Annotated in this window: 16 protein-coding genes; 6 read left to right on the forward strand and 10 right to left on the reverse strand. The window is 60.7% G+C overall.

Annotated elements, in window-relative coordinates; all coding sequences use genetic code 11:
- Positions 1-128 precede the first annotated feature (128 nt).
- Genes AYR47_RS12120 through AYR47_RS12135 form a run of 4 tightly spaced genes read left to right on the forward strand, consistent with a single transcriptional unit; the run spans position 129 to position 4892 of the window.
- Positions 129-1640 (forward strand): efflux transporter outer membrane subunit, encoded by a 1512-nt coding sequence (locus AYR47_RS12120; protein ID WP_061435365.1) that lies wholly within the window; start codon positions 129-131, stop codon positions 1638-1640.
- 10 nt (positions 1641-1650) lie between these two features.
- Positions 1651-3828, forward strand: a complete 2178-nt coding sequence (locus tag AYR47_RS12125; RefSeq protein ID WP_061435366.1) for an FUSC family protein — start codon at positions 1651-1653, stop codon at positions 3826-3828.
- Positions 3818-4018 carry a DUF1656 domain-containing protein gene (locus AYR47_RS12130; protein WP_061435367.1) on the forward strand — a complete coding sequence of 67 codons (201 nt, stop codon included), beginning with the start codon at positions 3818-3820 and terminating at the stop codon, positions 4016-4018. The genes AYR47_RS12125 and AYR47_RS12130 overlap by 11 nt, the downstream gene beginning before the upstream one ends.
- Positions 4019-4028: 10 nt before the next feature.
- Entirely contained in the window at positions 4029-4892 is an 864-nt protein-coding gene (locus AYR47_RS12135; protein WP_061435368.1) for an efflux RND transporter periplasmic adaptor subunit, read from the forward strand.
- Positions 4893-4898: 6 nt separating this feature from the next.
- Here AYR47_RS12135 and AYR47_RS12140 read toward each other — a convergent pair whose 3' ends face one another.
- From AYR47_RS12140 to AYR47_RS12160, 5 genes are all read right to left on the reverse strand, one after another.
- Entirely contained in the window at positions 4899-5357 is a 459-nt protein-coding gene (locus tag AYR47_RS12140) for a hypothetical protein (protein WP_235165492.1), read from the reverse strand.
- Positions 5347-6273: a hypothetical protein gene (locus AYR47_RS12145; protein ID WP_061435370.1), complete on the reverse strand. Its 927-nt coding sequence runs from the start codon at positions 6271-6273 to the stop codon at positions 5347-5349. The genes AYR47_RS12140 and AYR47_RS12145 overlap by 11 nt, the downstream gene beginning before the upstream one ends.
- 105 nt (positions 6274-6378) lie before the next feature.
- Entirely contained in the window at positions 6379-6780 is a 402-nt protein-coding gene (locus AYR47_RS12150) for a hypothetical protein (protein WP_061435372.1), read from the reverse strand.
- Positions 6780-7592, reverse strand: coding sequence for an SDR family oxidoreductase (locus AYR47_RS12155; protein WP_061435374.1), 813 nt, complete (start codon positions 7590-7592; stop codon positions 6780-6782). The genes AYR47_RS12150 and AYR47_RS12155 overlap by 1 nt, the downstream gene beginning before the upstream one ends.
- A gap of 14 nt (positions 7593-7606) precedes the next feature.
- Positions 7607-8071 carry a hypothetical protein gene (locus AYR47_RS12160; protein ID WP_033899547.1) on the reverse strand — a complete coding sequence of 155 codons (465 nt, stop codon included), beginning with the start codon at positions 8069-8071 and terminating at the stop codon, positions 7607-7609.
- 180 nt (positions 8072-8251) lie between these two features.
- On the opposite strand from AYR47_RS12160, the gene AYR47_RS32555 reads away from it, so the two are divergent.
- Both AYR47_RS32555 and AYR47_RS12170 read left to right on the forward strand, forming a co-directional pair.
- A complete protein-coding gene (locus AYR47_RS32555; protein WP_156487793.1) occupies positions 8252-8665 on the forward strand; it encodes a hypothetical protein in 414 nt (137 codons plus the stop codon).
- Between the two features lie 129 nt (positions 8666-8794).
- Positions 8795-9253, forward strand: coding sequence for a hypothetical protein (locus AYR47_RS12170; RefSeq protein ID WP_156487794.1), 459 nt, complete (start codon positions 8795-8797; stop codon positions 9251-9253).
- A 93-nt stretch (positions 9254-9346) separates the two neighbouring features.
- Here AYR47_RS12170 and AYR47_RS12175 read toward each other — a convergent pair whose 3' ends face one another.
- The 5 genes from AYR47_RS12175 to AYR47_RS12195 all read right to left on the reverse strand — a co-directional run bounded on the left by AYR47_RS12175 (position 9347) and on the right by AYR47_RS12195 (position 15497).
- On the reverse strand, positions 9347-10798 hold the full coding sequence (locus AYR47_RS12175; protein WP_033899557.1) for a mannose-1-phosphate guanylyltransferase/mannose-6-phosphate isomerase: 1452 nt from the start codon (positions 10796-10798) through the stop codon (positions 9347-9349).
- Positions 10799-10903: 105 nt separating this feature from the next.
- A complete protein-coding gene (locus AYR47_RS12180; protein ID WP_033899560.1) occupies positions 10904-11560 on the reverse strand; it encodes an alginate O-acetyltransferase AlgF in 657 nt (218 codons plus the stop codon).
- Between the two features lie 16 nt (positions 11561-11576).
- Positions 11577-12746, reverse strand: a complete 1170-nt coding sequence (locus AYR47_RS12185; protein ID WP_033899562.1) for an alginate O-acetyltransferase — start codon at positions 12744-12746, stop codon at positions 11577-11579.
- An 11-nt stretch (positions 12747-12757) separates the two neighbouring features.
- Positions 12758-14299 carry an MBOAT family O-acyltransferase gene (locus AYR47_RS12190; protein WP_061435375.1) on the reverse strand — a complete coding sequence of 514 codons (1542 nt, stop codon included), beginning with the start codon at positions 14297-14299 and terminating at the stop codon, positions 12758-12760.
- Positions 14300-14387: 88 nt separating this feature from the next.
- Complete coding sequence (locus AYR47_RS12195; RefSeq protein ID WP_095014772.1) at positions 14388-15497, reverse strand: mannuronate-specific alginate lyase; 1110 nt, start codon at positions 15495-15497, stop codon at positions 14388-14390.
- Between the last annotated feature and the right edge of the window lie 3 nt (positions 15498-15500).

Here is a 15500-nt window from a genome sequence, read left to right on the forward strand (position 1 = left end):
ATCCCTACCAACGGATTATCGCCTGAACGGTAACAAAGATTCACAGGAATACCAGCTTATCGTCCTTCATGCCGCCCCCTAGAATTGCGCCACCTACCCCGCACCACCACCTCAGGAAGTCGCCTGCCGTGCCGCGTCGCATCAACAGAGAGCTGAAGACTCTCAGTGTCTGGGCTTTATCGTTAGCAATCAGCGGCTGCATCGGAACCGGAGGAATCGCCCCACAAGGCCAATCTCTCGACGCCAACCACCTGGCCACCGACGAAGCCATCCAGAGCGCCGCCCAGGACGCCCGCTGGCCCACCGGGCAATGGTGGCAAGCCTACGGCGACCCGCAACTGAACCGCTGGATCGACCTGGCCACGCAACACAGCCCGAGCCTGGCCATGGCCGCCGCGCGAGTGCGTGAGGCGCGGGCCATAGCCGGGGTTGCCGAGTCAGCCGAGTCGCTGCAGATCAACAGCGACACCACCCTCAAGCGCCACAACTGGCCGAAGGATCAGTTCTATGGTCCCGGCGAGCTGAGCGGTGCCAACACCTGGGACAACAATTCGTCCCTTGGCCTGAGCTACGCCCTCGACTTGTGGGGCCGCGAAAGCAATGCCACCGAGCGTGCGGTCGACCTGGCGCACATGAGCGTCGCCGAAGCGCGCCAGGCCCAACTCGAATTGCAGAACAACGTGGTGCGCGCCTATATCCAGTTTTCGTTGCATTACGCCAACCGCGATATCGCCGCAGCGACCCTGGCACAACAGCAGCAGATCCTCGACCTGGCCAACAAGCGCCTGAATGCCGGGATCGGCACCCACTTCGACGTCAGCCAGGCCGAAACCCCGTTGCCGGAAACCCATCGCCAACTGGACGCCCTCGACGAAGAGATCGCCCTGAGCCGTAACCAGCTGGCGGCCCTGGCGGGCAAAGGCCCGGGGGAAGGCGCGCAGTTGCAACGCCCGAGCCTGTCCCTGGCCGCACCGTTGAAATTGCCGTCGAGCCTGCCCGCGCAGTTGCTCGGCCAACGCCCGGACGTGGTTGCCCGCCGCTGGCAAGTTGCGGCCCAGGCCCGTGGCATCGATGTGGCCCACGCCGGTTTCTACCCCAACGTCGACCTGGTCGGCAGCCTCGGCTACATGGCCACCGGTGGCGGCATGCTGGAATTCCTGGCGGGCAAGAAATTCAACTACAACGTGGGACCTGCGATCACTTTGCCGATCTTCGACGGTGGCCGCCTGCGTGCGGAACTGGGCGAAGCCAGCGCCGGTTATGACATCGCTGTCGCCCAGTACAACCAGACCCTGGTCAATGCGCTCAAGGGCATCAGCGACCAGTTGATCCGCCGCGAATCGATGGACAAGCAAGCCGCCTTCGCCGCGCAGTCGGTGGCCTCGGCGCAGAAGACCTACGACATCGCGATGATCGCCTATCAACGTGGCCTCACCGATTACCTGAATGTGCTGAATGCGCAGACCTTGCTGTTTCATCAGCAACAGATCGAGCAACAGGTGCAAGCCGCTCGCCTGAGCGCCCACGCCGAACTGGTGACGGCCCTGGGCGGCGGCCTCGGCGCTGGCAACGATGTGCCGCAAGACGCCAAGACCCTTCCGAGCAAGACCCCAGCGGCGCTGGCCGTATTTGATCACTGAGTAGGATGCGATGACTCCCTTGCCTGCACCGCTGCGCTGGCTGCATGCCCTTGAGTGGCGCCGTGGTTTTTTCGACTGGGCACGCAGCGATGGCGTGACCTGGGTGTATATCTTCAAGGTACTGGTCGCCGCGTTCCTGACGCTGTGGCTGGCCATGCGCCTGGAACTGCCGCAACCGCGCACAGCGATGATCACCGTATTTATCGTCATGCAGCCGCAAAGCGGCCAGGTGTTTGCCAAGAGTTTTTATCGCTTCCTTGGCACCTTGGCGGGGTCGGCGGTGATGGTGTTGTTGATTGCCTTGTTTGCGCAGAACACCGAGTTGTTCCTCGGCGCCTTGGCGATCTGGGTGGGCATCTGCACCGCCGGTGCCACGCGCAATCGCAACTTTCGCGCCTATGGTTTTGTGCTGGCCGGTTATACGGCGGCGATGGTCGGGCTGCCGGCCCTGGCGCATCCGGACGGCGCCTTCATGGCGGCGGTGTGGCGGGTGCTGGAAATCTCCCTGGGGATTCTGTGTTCCACCCTGGTGAGTGCCGCGATCCTGCCGCAAACCAGCAGTGCCGCCATGCGCAACGCCTTGTACCAGCGCTTCGGCGTGTTTGCGCTGTTCGTCACCGACGGCCTGCGTGGGCGCAGCCAGCGTGAGGGTTTCGAGGCCAGCAACGTGCGGTTTATCGCCGAAGCCGTGGGTCTGGAAGGGCTGCGCAGCATCACGGTGTTTGAAGACCCACACATGCGTCGGCGCAACGGCCGGCTCAGTCGCCTCAACAGCGAGTTCATGAGCATCACCACACGCTTCAATGCCTTGCACCAATTGCTGGAGCGATTGCGCACCGATGAAGCGGACCATGTGGTCGCGGCCATCAAACCCGGCCTGCAGGATCTTGCCGAACTGCTCGATGGCTTCTCCGGCCGCGCGCTCACCAGCCCGGACGCGGCACGCTTGGTCAACCAACTCAGCGCCTACAAGGACGGCCTGCCCGCCAAGGTCCGCAGCCTGCGTGCGGCCTTTCAGGAAGAGCACCCGAGCGAAGCCGAACAGCTGGATTTCCACACCGCCTACGAGCTGCTTTATCGCTTCGTTGATGATGTGCACAACTACGCGCAAACCCACGCGTCCCTGGCGGATCACAGCCATGAGCGCGAGCAGTGGGACGAAACCTTCACCCCCAAGACCAACTGGCTGGCCTGCGCCGCCTCGGGGATTCGCGCGTCATTCATCCTCATCGTCTTGGGCAGCTATTGGGTGGCCACCGCCTGGCCCAGCGGCGCGACCATGACCTTGATCGCAGCCGCTACGGTGGGCTTGTCCGCCGCCACGCCGAACCCGAAACGCATGGCGTTCCAGATGGCGTGCGGAACCTTGATCGGGGCCCTGGTGGGCTTTGTCGAAATGTTCTTCGTGTTCCCCTGGATCGACGGCTTCCCGCTGCTGTGCGTAATGCTTGCGCCGGTGATCATCTTTGGCGCGTTCCTCGCTTCGCGCCCGCAATACGCGGGTGTCGGCGTGGGGCTGCTGATCTTCTTCAGCACCGGCTCGGTGCCAGACAACCTGACGGTCTACAACCCCTACACCTTCATCAACGACTACATCGCCATGGTCATCGGCATGCTGGTGTGCGCGGCGGCGGGGGCGATCATCCTACCGCCCAACAGTCGCTGGTTGTGGCGCCGGTTGGAGCAAGACCTGCGCGAGCAAGTGGTGTATGCAATCAGCGGCAAGCTCAAGGGCTTGGCGTCGAGTTTCGAAAGCCGCACTCGCGATTTGCTGCACCAGGCCTACGGCCTCGCGGTCGGCCAGCCGCAAGTGCAGCGCGACCTGCTGCGCTGGATGTTTGTGGTGCTGGAAGTCGGCCACGCGATCATCGAGTTGCGCAAGGAACAGGCGATTCTGCCGGTGCATCCGGCGTACGCCGAATCCCAGCCGTGGCGCCAGGCCATCCGCGTGATGGGCCGCTCGCTGGTGCGGCTGTTCCTGCAACCCAGCGCGAGCAACCTGGAGCGTGGCCTGATCGCGGTCGACCATGCGATCAGCCGCGTGCAGGCCACCGACGAACCCTTCGCCCCGCACTTCGACACCTCGGCCCTGCGCCGGGTGAAAAGCTACCTGCACTTTATCCGCACCTCGCTGCTGGACCCGCAATCGCCGCTGGCTGCCCTTAAAGGATCTCCGCATGCCCCGTGAAATCGCCTTCCACGGCGTGTACATGCCGACCATGACCCTGATGTTCGTGATTGCGGCCGTGCTGGCCTGGGCGCTGGATCGCTTTCTGGCCGGCTTCGACCTGTACCGTTTTTTCTGGCATCCGGCATTGCTGCGCCTGAGCCTGTTCGTTTGCCTGTTCGGCGCCCTGGCGCTGACCGTCTACCGTTGAGAATGCCCTGATGAAAAAGTTTTTCAGCCTGCTTGCGACCTTGCTGGTATTGGCCTTGGCCATCTGGATTGGTCGCACGTTGTGGGTGCACTACATGCAAACCCCGTGGACCCGTGACGGCCGTGTGCGCGCGGACATCATCAACGTCGCCGCCGACGTCACCGGCGAAGTGGTCGACGTACCGGTGCGTGACAACCAGTTGGTGAAAAAGGGTGACCTGCTGATGCAGATTGACCCCGAGCACTACCGCATTGCGGTCAAGCAGGCGCAATCGCTGGTGGCGTCGCGCAAAGCCACGTGGGAAATGCGCAAGGTCAACGCCCATCGCCGTGCCGACCTCGATGCGCTGGTGATCTCCAAGGAAAACCGCGACGACGCCAGCAACATCGCCGACTCGGCGTTGGCCGATTACCAACACGCGCTTGCGCAGCTGGAAGCCGCCGAACTCAATTTGAAACGCACCCAAGTGGTGGCGGCCGTCGATGGTTACGTCACCAACCTCAATGTGCATCGCGGCGACTATGCGCGCATCGGTGAGGCCAAGATGGCCGTGGTGGATATGAACTCGTTCTGGGTGTATGGCTTCTTCGAAGAAACCAAGCTGCCCCACGTCAAGGTTGGCGATAAAGCCGATATGCAATTGATGAGCGGCGAGACCCTGAAGGGCCATGTGGAAAGCATCTCGCGCGGCATCTACGACCGCGACAACCCCGAAAGCCGCGAGCTGATCGCCGATGTGAACCCGACCTTCAACTGGGTGCGCCTGGCCCAGCGGGTGCCGGTGCGGATTCATATCGATGAAGTGCCGGAAGGGGTGTTGTTGGCGGCGGGGATTACTTGCACGGTGATCGTGCGGGAGTTATCAGCAGATTGAGGTCGGTTATTGCCAGAGCATTTTGGTTCTGACTTTGCGACGGCGTTTGACCCTCAACATACTGACGTATCGGCGGTGGTTTCTTGTGTTGAGCATCAGCAGGCAAACCAGAGATTGAAACAACGGAAATACTGCAAACAGAGTAATGGGATGATTCCCTAAGTAGCCAGTCGACAGTAACGCGTTCAATGTTGCGACGCCCACCAGTAGAGGAGGCCCTGAACGTAAGCCCGCCGCGACCAGCGCTAACCCGATGCACATTGCCAATATCAATGAAAAGCACGCCGCTATCGCATATTCGCTGGGCAGGTAGTTGATTCGGGCGTAGTAGGACAGGCTATGTGACAGGTTGCCTGAACTGCTGGCCAAGATCATGGCCACCGCAGTCCCTGCCGTGAAAGCAAAACGCCTGGTGTAACTGCTCAATGTTCCCGGTGCTGGCATCGGGCCGTTTTTAGTGCTCATGGCTGTCGAACTCCTCATAGAGTGCGATGACGAGGTGGTTGATGTTTCCTGATAGAACGCTGCCGGCTACAGCAAAAGCGCCAGCCAACTGATCGGCAATTTGAATGAGAATGTCCTGACGTATCTGGGCATTGCTGAAACGTTTGGGAAGTTTTCCGGCCAGCTGCTTTAAACGGATCATTTCGCGGGGGTGACGAGGGTTTTGCAGGCGCAGCACTTCGTTTGTCAGCTTTGCGCGTTCCTGGCGGCTCATTCGCCTCAAAATGTCAGTCAGATCGCGGCCCGTTGTGCTTTTGACCATCATGACTGTCTTTATCGTGACAAATGTCGTGCTACCTGCGCCCACCAATGAGATGCCGTCCAGGGCCAAGGTCATTGTCTGATACCAGCTCAGGCTGTCGTAATAATCGTTTTCTGCCGGGTTAGTGAGTTCTTTGTAGGTTCGCCATAAGCCATTGGCACATTGCACACCACTGGCAGCGGCGGCTGTGTAGGCAATATAAGAGACGGTCAGGCTGGAACCTGCACTGAGTGGAGCCGTCGCGATGCCTGCCTTTGCCACCACGATTCCAATCGCAGCCCCTGCGCAGGATAGAGCCATCCCCGACGCCTCCCGCCACAGCTGAGACTCACGCGGCGACCCCGCCGCCAACTGCGCATACTCCTCCCCAGTCATCACAGGCCCCGGCACCTCCCGCAAAATCACACGTTTGGGCCTGATGCTGCACAACGGCACAAATTCACGCAGCACCGTCACTTGGTAGTCACTGCCGATATGCACCACGCCGGCGCCGACGATGTCCGGGTCGGCGTCGATTGTTCGATAGAGTTTGGGGAGGTCCAGCAGGCTGTTCAGCCGCTGGCGAGTGGTGGTGTGCGCTTGCGGCACACCGCTTTGCAGAAAATCCCTAGGCATCCTTTCACCTGTGAGCAGACAGAGGTGAAAGAGCCTGGGGATTGATTCCTTTAAGTGATGTCAGGCTGTTCGCTGTTTTTTGTAGGACATGGCCTGATAGCTATGTCATTGCGCTATAAACGTTTCATGCAGATGCCGCCACAGTAACGCACCACTGGCCTGCTTCTCGAACACCACCGTGGCACGGCGGTCCGTCTGTGTACCGCTGTCATCGATCTGATGTTCGCGATAAGTCACCGTAGCGCCACGCGCATGGCGATCGATACCGGCCATCTCGCTCAAGGTGATTTTCAACCCCGGGCGCATGCCGCCCAACCGTGTAAACAGGGCGTTGACTCCGGCCGCGTTGACCCGTGTGCCGGTCGCCGGGGCGACCATGCTGAATTCCGGGGAGAAACGGGCTAGCAAGTTCTGCAAGGTGCCCTCGGGCGCAACCCCGGCAAACCATTGCTCGATCTCGACGTGGGTCTGGATCACTTCTTCAAAAAAGTCGCTGTAGTCGATCATCACAAACTCCGTTCCAATCCAAAGCGTTTCTTCAAAACGCGCTCCAATAAACCTTTGGGCAGTAACGCGGCCATCAACGGTAACGCTCGGCTGCCATTTCCGGCGCGCAGCAAACGCGGTGGCGCGGGTTGCTGTACGCCCTTGAGCACTTGCGCGGCAAACCGGTGGGCCGGGGTAGGGTTGTCTTGCGAGGCCTGGGAGCGGGCGCGGATGCCGTCGCGCAGCGGCCACCAGGGGGACTGTTCGTTGATCAACAGTTCGGCCTGGGCCCCGGCGTTTCTGGCGAAGCTCGTATCAATAGCCCCTGGCTGCACCTCCATCACCCGCACGCCAAAGGGTGCCAGTTCCATGCGCAGCGCATCGCTCAAGGCGTGCACGGCCGCTTTCGACGCGCAGTAGGCGCCCGCAAACGGCGTTACCAGCACACCGGAAACACTGCCGATGTTCACCACCAATCCCTGGCTGCGGCGCAGGGCCGGGAACAACGCCTGGGTCACGCCGACGATGGAAAACACGTTGGTTTCGAATTGACGTTGCATCGCTTCGGTGCCGCCGTCGAGCAACGGACCCATGGCGCCATAACCGGCGTTGTTGATCAGCACATCCAATTCGCCCAATTGCTCGGCCAGGCGCCGTAGGGCAGCGCTGTCGTTGACATCCAGTTCAACGGCGTTGAAGCCCGCCGTGGCGAGGGCGGCGACATCTTCGGGGCGGCGGGCGCTGGCCCAGACGGTGTAGCCGGTTGCTTTGAAGGCATCCGCCAAGGCACGGCCAATGCCGCTGGAACAACCGGTGATGAGTACGTTGGGCATGGATCGATCCTTAATCAGTCCGAGAAACTGCCTTGCAGGTGCTCGGCGCGAAATTCCAGGGTTTGCGCGCGGTAGCCGGGGCGCAAGGGCGGAGTGGGCAGGCAGTCTTCCCAGGTGGCGCCGGCTTGCAACTCACCGGGGCCGCGATAGCGTGGCGCGGCGTAGACGTTGTCGGCGAGGTTCACCGTATCGCCCGGCGCATACGCAGCGACGCGCCAGCGCAACTCGGTGAGCGGCACATCGTTGCCGTTGTTCAGCGTCAGTTTGAGCGGTCGGTCGGCGGGGCATTCGTCGGCGGCGTAGATGATGCGCAGCTCCAGGCGGGCCAGTTGGGAGGCTTCGCGGTTGTCCAGCCAGACCACCCAGATTGCCACGAACCCCAGGCCGACGGCGGCAGCCAACGACACCGGCAAGGCTTTGGCCGGGTAGCGCAGCAACAGGACCAGCCAGGTGATGATCAGTAGGACGCCGAAGAACATGGTGACAACCTCATATGCGGATAAAACATCCTACCTGCGGGGTGGGCCCGACGCCTATTGCAGTATCAGTTTTCGTTTGTGAGGGAACCTGACAACGGATCTGTTCCACAGAACCAGCATAGGGAAATTCCAGATTATCCAGGACGATGTTAACCACAGTCTGATCAAGCGAGACTCACTATGATTGCTTCAGCCATTCTTGTACCGGCCGTCACCACTGCCCTTGCTTCAGTAGTGACCTCTCTTATTACAGCCCAGCGAGCGCCCACGGCGGACGCTGCCGGAGCGTCCAAGCCAGTGAATAAAGAGCCGGGCTCACTCCCGTCTGGTCGTATGCAGAACCAGAAGCTTACAAGCTTGGGGCAAACCCTGCTGCAAGCACCTTCAACGGAACTACGCAACAGCGGCATGAACGTCAAGCACGCCAAAGGGTTCGGTATTGCAGTGGGCGGCATGGCAGCCCAAGAGGCGGGACAAAAGATGGCCAACAACGGTGGTACGTTGTCCAAAGTCTTGGGCGCCGCGATGATCGTGGGGGGTAAGGTTGCCCAGGAGGTCGGTGCCGACAAATTCGCCGGCGCTGCAAGAGCGTAACGGCCTATACAGCACGTAGGGCTTTATCCGAGGAACTGGTCTGGAACATTTTTACACTTAGTTTGAGCACGGAAATGCACGGTAAGCCATGAAGGAAACCAACCGTAGTCTTACGAAGTGAGATGTTCTATGACCGTATCAAATACCCTTGCAGCTGTACTCACTCCTTTTGTCCCCCCTGCACCCGCGCCCGCATCCGCTGCGCCGGGAGCAATTCCTCAAACGCTGAAGGAAGAAGTCGGCACGCATTTACCCCGTATGCAAAATATGGGGCTGACGAACCTTCGCCAAACGGTTATGCGAGGCATCAGCAACCACGTCAATTCGCACTTTTCAACGGCGATGCATGTTAGTGATGAGACAAAGGGGGCAGCCATAACGGTGGCTGGCGCGGCAATGCAGGGGGTTGGAGCGAAAGTTGCGAACAGTGGTGGCGCAGCGGCGAAGGTTGTCGGCGGGGCGATGGTCTGGGGGGGCAGGGCGGTTGAGGAGTATGGCAAGGATAAATATGGCAGCGCGAATGACAGCACTAACAATACAGGGAATTACAACGCCTATGACCCCAATAACTGGGGCGGTCGCGCATAGGCTTAGACGGCCTGTGAACTAAAAAAGCCCCCGCCCAACCGGCTGCGGATAGGGGACGCAGCCGGCTGGACGGGGGCTTCTTTTAGGACTATTTTACTGCGCGATAGTTTTCACCGACACGCCACGTTCAACCGGCGTCGAGCGACCATAGATATCTTCAAAGCGCTCGATATCGTCTTCGCCCAGGTAGCTGCCCGATTGCACTTCGATGATCTCCAACGGGATCTTGCCCGGGTTGCGCAGGCGGTGCACCGAGGCGATCGGGATGTAGGTGGACTGGTTCTCGGTGAGCAGGAACACGTTCTCGTCACAGGTCACTTCGGCGGTGCCGCTGACCACGATCCAGTGTTCGGCGCGGTGGTGGTGCATCTGTAGCGACAGGCACGCGCCCGGTTTGACCGAGATGTGCTTGACCTGGAAACGCCCGCCCATGTCCACCGAGTCGTAGGAGCCCCACGGACGATAGACTTCGCAGTGGTTCTGGGTTTCGCTGCGGCCCTGGTCGTTGAGGGTCGAGACCATCTGCTTGACGCCCTGGACCTTGTCCTTGTGGGCAATCATCATCGCGTCCTTGGTTTCCACCACCACGATATTGTCCAGGCCGATCACCGACACCAGTTTGCCGTTGCCGTGGATCATGCAGTTGCGGCTGTCCTGGATCACCACGTCGCCTTTGCTCACGTTGCCGTGCACGTCTTTGTCGTTGACGGCCCACAGCGACGCCCAGCAACCCACGTCGCTCCAACCGGCACTCAACGGCACCACGCAGGCGCGCTGGGTTTTTTCCATCACGGCGTAGTCGATGGAATTGTCCGGGCAGCAGGCGAAGGTGGCTTCGTCGAAGGACACGGTGTCAGCATCTTGCTCGCTGCGCTCCAGGGTCAGCAGGCAGGTGTCGTAGATGTCCGGGTCGTGCTTTTTCAGTTCTTCGAGGAAACGGCTGGCGCGGAACAGGAACATGCCGCTGTTCCAGAAGTAACCGCCGCTTTTGACGAACTCGATGGCGCGTTTTTCGTCAGGTTTTTCCACGAACTGTTGCACGCGGCTCACGCCCTCGGGCAGCAGCGAATCAGCGGTGGACTTGATGTAGCCATAACCGGTTTCCGGACGGGTGGCCGGTACGCCGAACAGCACCATCTCGCCGCGCTCGGCGGCCACGGTGGCCAGGGCCAGGGCGCGTTGCAGGGCTTTCTGGTCGTCGATCACGTGGTCGGCGGGCAGCACCAGCATCAACTCGTCGCGGCCTTCATTGACCAGCATCATCGCGGTGAGGGCCACGGCCGGCGCAGTGTTGCGGCCGAACGGCTCCATCAGGATGCGCTGGCTTTCCAGCTTACGCGCGGCCAGTTGCTCGTTGACGATAAAGCGGTGGTCCTTGTTGCAGACCACGATCGGGGTGTCCATGCCTTCGAACACCAGGCGTTCCAGGGTTTGCTGGAACAGCGTGTGCTCGCCGGTCAGGGCCAGGAATTGTTTAGGGAACTGTTTACGGGAAAGCGGCCAAAGACGTGAGCCGCTACCACCGGAAAGGATTACTGGGATCATGGGTGTTTCTCCTTGAATCGATTTGGGTCAGAGCTACGAAGGTTTGTCGTTTCACTCTTGTTTTTGTCTCGGTCCGGGTTGGTCTTAACCAACCCGGAAAATGGTTTAGCGGGTCGACACGGGGCGTTTCACCCAGACTGGCGACAGGCTCGAACCGGAGCCGGTGACGTACAGCACCGCTGCCTCACCACGCTCCAGGGCCACGGGCTTCACATCGCCAACTTTCTTGTCACCGTCATACAACGCCAGGCTCACTTTCACCGGGTTGATTTCACGCTCGCCACGGCCTTTGGCAGCGACTGCCTTGACCACATCGGTCTTGCCGTCAGCCGTCTTCAAGGTCAGGGCCTTGTCGCTGAGGTTCTGCACGCGCACCAGGGACTTCTGCTTGTTTTTGAACGGTGGCTCTTCGATCAGTTGTGGCTGGCCGCTGCCGCTGTTGACCAGGGTGTAGTAGTGGTCCGGGGCGAGTTTGACCGGCACGGTCTGGCTGCCGACCTTGGCGCTGTAGTCACCGCCGGGCATGAAGCTGAAGTCGCTGCTGGCCAGTGGCGCAACGTCGCTCAGGTTGGTGGCGCCGACGGTGGCGCTGACTTCCTGGTTGCTGGCGTTGTAGATCCGCACGAAGCTCGAGCCTTTTGGCGCGGTAGGGCCGTAGAGAGCGGCGTCGCCACCGGCGAAGGCGGACATCGATACGAAGCTCAGGCCGGCCGCGATAGCCAGGGTTTTAGCGAGACGACGAGGAGTTGTAGTGAAAGTCATGTGAGTTACCTCTCTTTCAGTTTTGCGCCCGGTCGGGCGTCTCGGATTTAGTGTTGATAGCCATGTTCTGTTGGCGCGAACCGGCTTGTTTAAGCTGCGCAACCCACGCTGGGTCGGCATCACCGATTTCGTTGTTCACGGGCAGATAACGTTCAGGAAACTCCCAGATCAGCACCTGGGGCGGGCTGTTCTTGAAGTCATCGCTTTTCAGGTAGCTGAGCATCGGCAGGATCGGGCCGTGGCCGTCTTCGGCGTAGCTGACCACGTCGCTACCCAGGGCTTGCTTGAGGGCGCCGACGAAGTTCCAGTTGGGGTTGGCGCTGTAGCTGGTGCCCACCAGGGCCACTGGGGTTTCGCTGTCGCTGAACAGGGCGTCGTCACCTTTGGTTTCGGCCAGGTGCGTCACGCGTTTTTCCAACGGCTCTTTCGGCGGCATCAGGTTTTCAAACAGCGGGTCCAGCGGCAGGAACAGACGCAGGTCGCCTTTGTGCGGCGCGGTGTGCTCGGCCTCGGTGACGAAACGTTGTGGCTCGCCGCTCAGCGGGGTCTTGTCGGCGATGGTCTTGGCCAATTGCTTGGCGGCGATTTCGGCACCGTCCGGGGTCCAGTGGGTGTCAGTGCGCAAGAACACTTGCTTGCCGCCTAGCTTGGCCTGTTGCAGCGGGCCGAGTAGGTCCGGGGCGATGATCTTGTCGGCCGCGACACGGGCGTGGAAGTCGTCATACAGGTTGGCGTGGATGCTGGCCGGTTTCACTTCACCCAGGTGTTCCGGGTACAGGCGCACCTTGGCTGGCACAATCGCCATCACCAGTTGAATGCCTTGGGCCTTCAGTTTCTGACGCACGCCTTCGACCAGCGCGTAGTTGCCTTGCAGGTTCTGGTCTTCGTTGACGGCGGGGTTGAATTCCTCGTCGCTGTACAACCAGTGATCGCGGCCCAGCACCACGCCAGGGCGGCCTTCATTGAACAGCTTGTAGTCCAGCGCCGCCCACAGGTTGGTGCCGATGCGCTTGATCGGGAACTCGTCGTCGTAGTGGGTCTCGACGGCTTTGGTCCAGCGACCATTGAGCACGGTGGCGTCGGCGTTGGTGCTGAAGCCGAAGAAACTGCGCAGCGACCAGGCGCCCAGGGCCAGCAGCACCACCAGGAACAGGCCGATATAGAGGACGCGTAATGAACGGGTCATGGTCGGCTCCCTCAGAATTGGAAGTAAAGGAACGGCGAGAAACTCTGCGCCGACAGTTTGAGAATCGACGCCACGAACAGCAGCAGCACCGCAGCGCGCATGGCGTAGCGTGGCCAGTCAGCGGTCCAGTAGGCCGGTTGCACGGCGGCATCCTGGCCCACGGTGAAGCCGGGTTCGTGGATGCTGCCTGGGTTGTCGCCCGGTACGGCCTTGATCAGGCTCGGATCGGCTGGCTTGGTTTTCTCGGTCTTCTCGGCTGGGCGGTTGGTGTAGAAGTCGCGCAGGCCAAAGAACGCCAGGGTTACGTACGCCACCACCAGGGTTGCCACTTGCAGGCCGGTGAGGTTGGCGCGGTTGAGTTCCGACAGCGACCACTCGCCAAAGGTGAACATCGCACCGTACATACGGCCGGCGACGTGCAGGTTCTCGGCGCGGAAGATCACCCAGCCCATCACCACCAGCAGGAAGGTGAAGGCCCAACGCACCGGGTTGAAGCTGCGCGGCGAAGTGTTGAGGCCGATGGCTTTTTCAATCGCCAGCCACATGCCGTGCCACGCACCCCAGACGATGTAGGTGATGTTCGCACCGTGCCACAGGCCACCGAGCAGCATGGTCAGGAACAGGTTGCGGTAAGTGGTCAGCGTGCCTTTACGGTTGCCGCCCAGAGTGATGTACAGGTAGTCACGCAGCCAGGTGGACAGGCTGATGTGCCAGCGCCGCCAGAACTCGGTGATCGACTGGCTGATGTACGGCTGCTTGAAGTTTTCCATGAAGCGGAAGCCCATCATCAAGCCCAGGCCGATGGCCATGTCGCTGTAGCCGGAGAAGTCGAAGTACAGCTGCGCGGTGTAGGCCAGCGCGCCGAGCCAGGCATCGCCCGTGGTCGGGTTTTGCAGGGCGAAGCAATGGTCGGCCACCACTGCCAGGGTGTCGGCAATGAACACCTTCTTGATGAAACCCTGCATGAACCGCGTGCAGCCCTCGGAGAACTTGTCGAGGGTGTGGGTGCGGTTGTTGAACTGGTCGGCCAGGTCGCGAAAGCGCAACACCGGGCCGGCAATCAAGTGCGGGAAGATCGCCACGAATGCCGCAAAGTCGATCAGGTTGCGGGTCGCCGGTGTGTCGCCGCGATACACGTCGATGATGTAGCTGATGGACTCGAAGATGTAGAACGAGATCCCGATCGGCAGCAGCACGTGGGTCAGGATGAACGGCTCCAGGCCGGCCGACTTCATCATGACGTTGATGCTGTCGACGCCGAAGTTGGCGTACTTGAAGTAGCCGAGGATGCACAGGTCAACCACCACGCCGAGCAGCAGCCAGCGTTGGGCCGGCTTGGTGCGCACGCCGGCTGCACCGACCTTGAGGCCGATCCAGTAGTTCCACAGCGTCACGGCGGCGAACAGTGCCAGGAAGTCCACTCGCCACCAGGCGTAGAACACGTAGCTGGCCAACAGTAGCAGCAGGTTGCGATAGCGTTGCCCGCTCAAATAGTACAAGCCGAGAAAGATCGGCAAGAACAGAAACAGGAACACATTGGACGAGAAAACCATCCCGATCTCTCCATGTTTAACCAACAGTCAAGGGCTACAGCCCCCCCAAACCCCCCCACGATTTCGGGGGAGGTTGTATTGCGTTCAATCAGCTGCCTTTGTTGCCTTTTTCATGCGTCGGGTCGTAGACCTTGGTCAGGTCACCCCCGAGGCGGAACGTCTTGAACGGCTGCATCCCGTGCTTGCGCTCGAGCACATCCGGCGCACAGGTGTAGAGGGTGCAGAAGGGTTCGAGCCAGGCGAATTTCATGTCCTGCTTCAAGTCCTTCATGTCCTGCTCTTTGCCGTTCTTCTGTTCGAAGATTTCCGGGTCTTTCACCCCGGCCAGCACCTTGTCGCCCAGGCGTTTGAGTGCGCCGTTGTTTTCCTGACGCAGGTCGACACCGTTGACCAGGGCAAAACTGGCGATCATCGACAGCGGCGGCAGCGCGTAGTTGTGGTACGACAACGCGCGTTGCTGGCGCTTCAATTCGTTGGGCAGGAAGCCTTGGTCGTCGACCTGGTTCACGCCGACCTTGTATTCCTTCACCGCCCAATCAAACAGGTCGCGACGGTTGACGGCGACGGACGTTGCCATCACCGACCAGGCGGCCCAATAGGAGTGGTTGTTGGTTTTTTCCAGCGGCAGGTTGTCCCAGTCGCTGACCACCTGATCGGCCAGTTTGTTGAACCAGGCTTCGATCAGCTGCGATTCCTGCTGGTGGTTGGCCAGCGGGTGCGAGTCGGAGAACTTCAGGCGCACATAGGCCGAGGCCATGCTGCCCAACGCCCATTTGCGCATCGACTTGCCGGTGTGGTTGAAGTCCTTGGACATCAACGCATCCGCCTTGGCCCAGCTCGTGAGCCAGTTGAGCGTACATTCCAGCTGCTCCGGGCGACCGTCACGCATGAACTGCATCACGCGCTTGCTGGTGTCTTTTTCCAGCTTGGTGATGTCGGCGGTGCTGTCGCGAAAGGCTTTTTCGGACTGGGTGTTCAAGGTGGCGCGGGCTTTGTCCGAACCTTCGTACTTGCTGCGAAATTGCAGCGAGCCGGTGTACGGCGCCGGCATGGCGTCGCAGTCATTCTTGAAGTCGCCGGTCTTGAACGCTTCCACTGGGGCGAAATAGCCCTGGGGTGGACGCAGTGGCGCGGCGGCGTTGACTGAACCGGCGAACATCGCCAGGCCCAGCAGCGTTGGAATCAATAACTTCTGCATAGG

It is taken from the genome of Pseudomonas azotoformans (assembly GCF_001579805.1).
In the GTDB taxonomy this organism is placed as follows: domain Bacteria; phylum Pseudomonadota; class Gammaproteobacteria; order Pseudomonadales; family Pseudomonadaceae; genus Aquipseudomonas; species Aquipseudomonas azotoformans_A.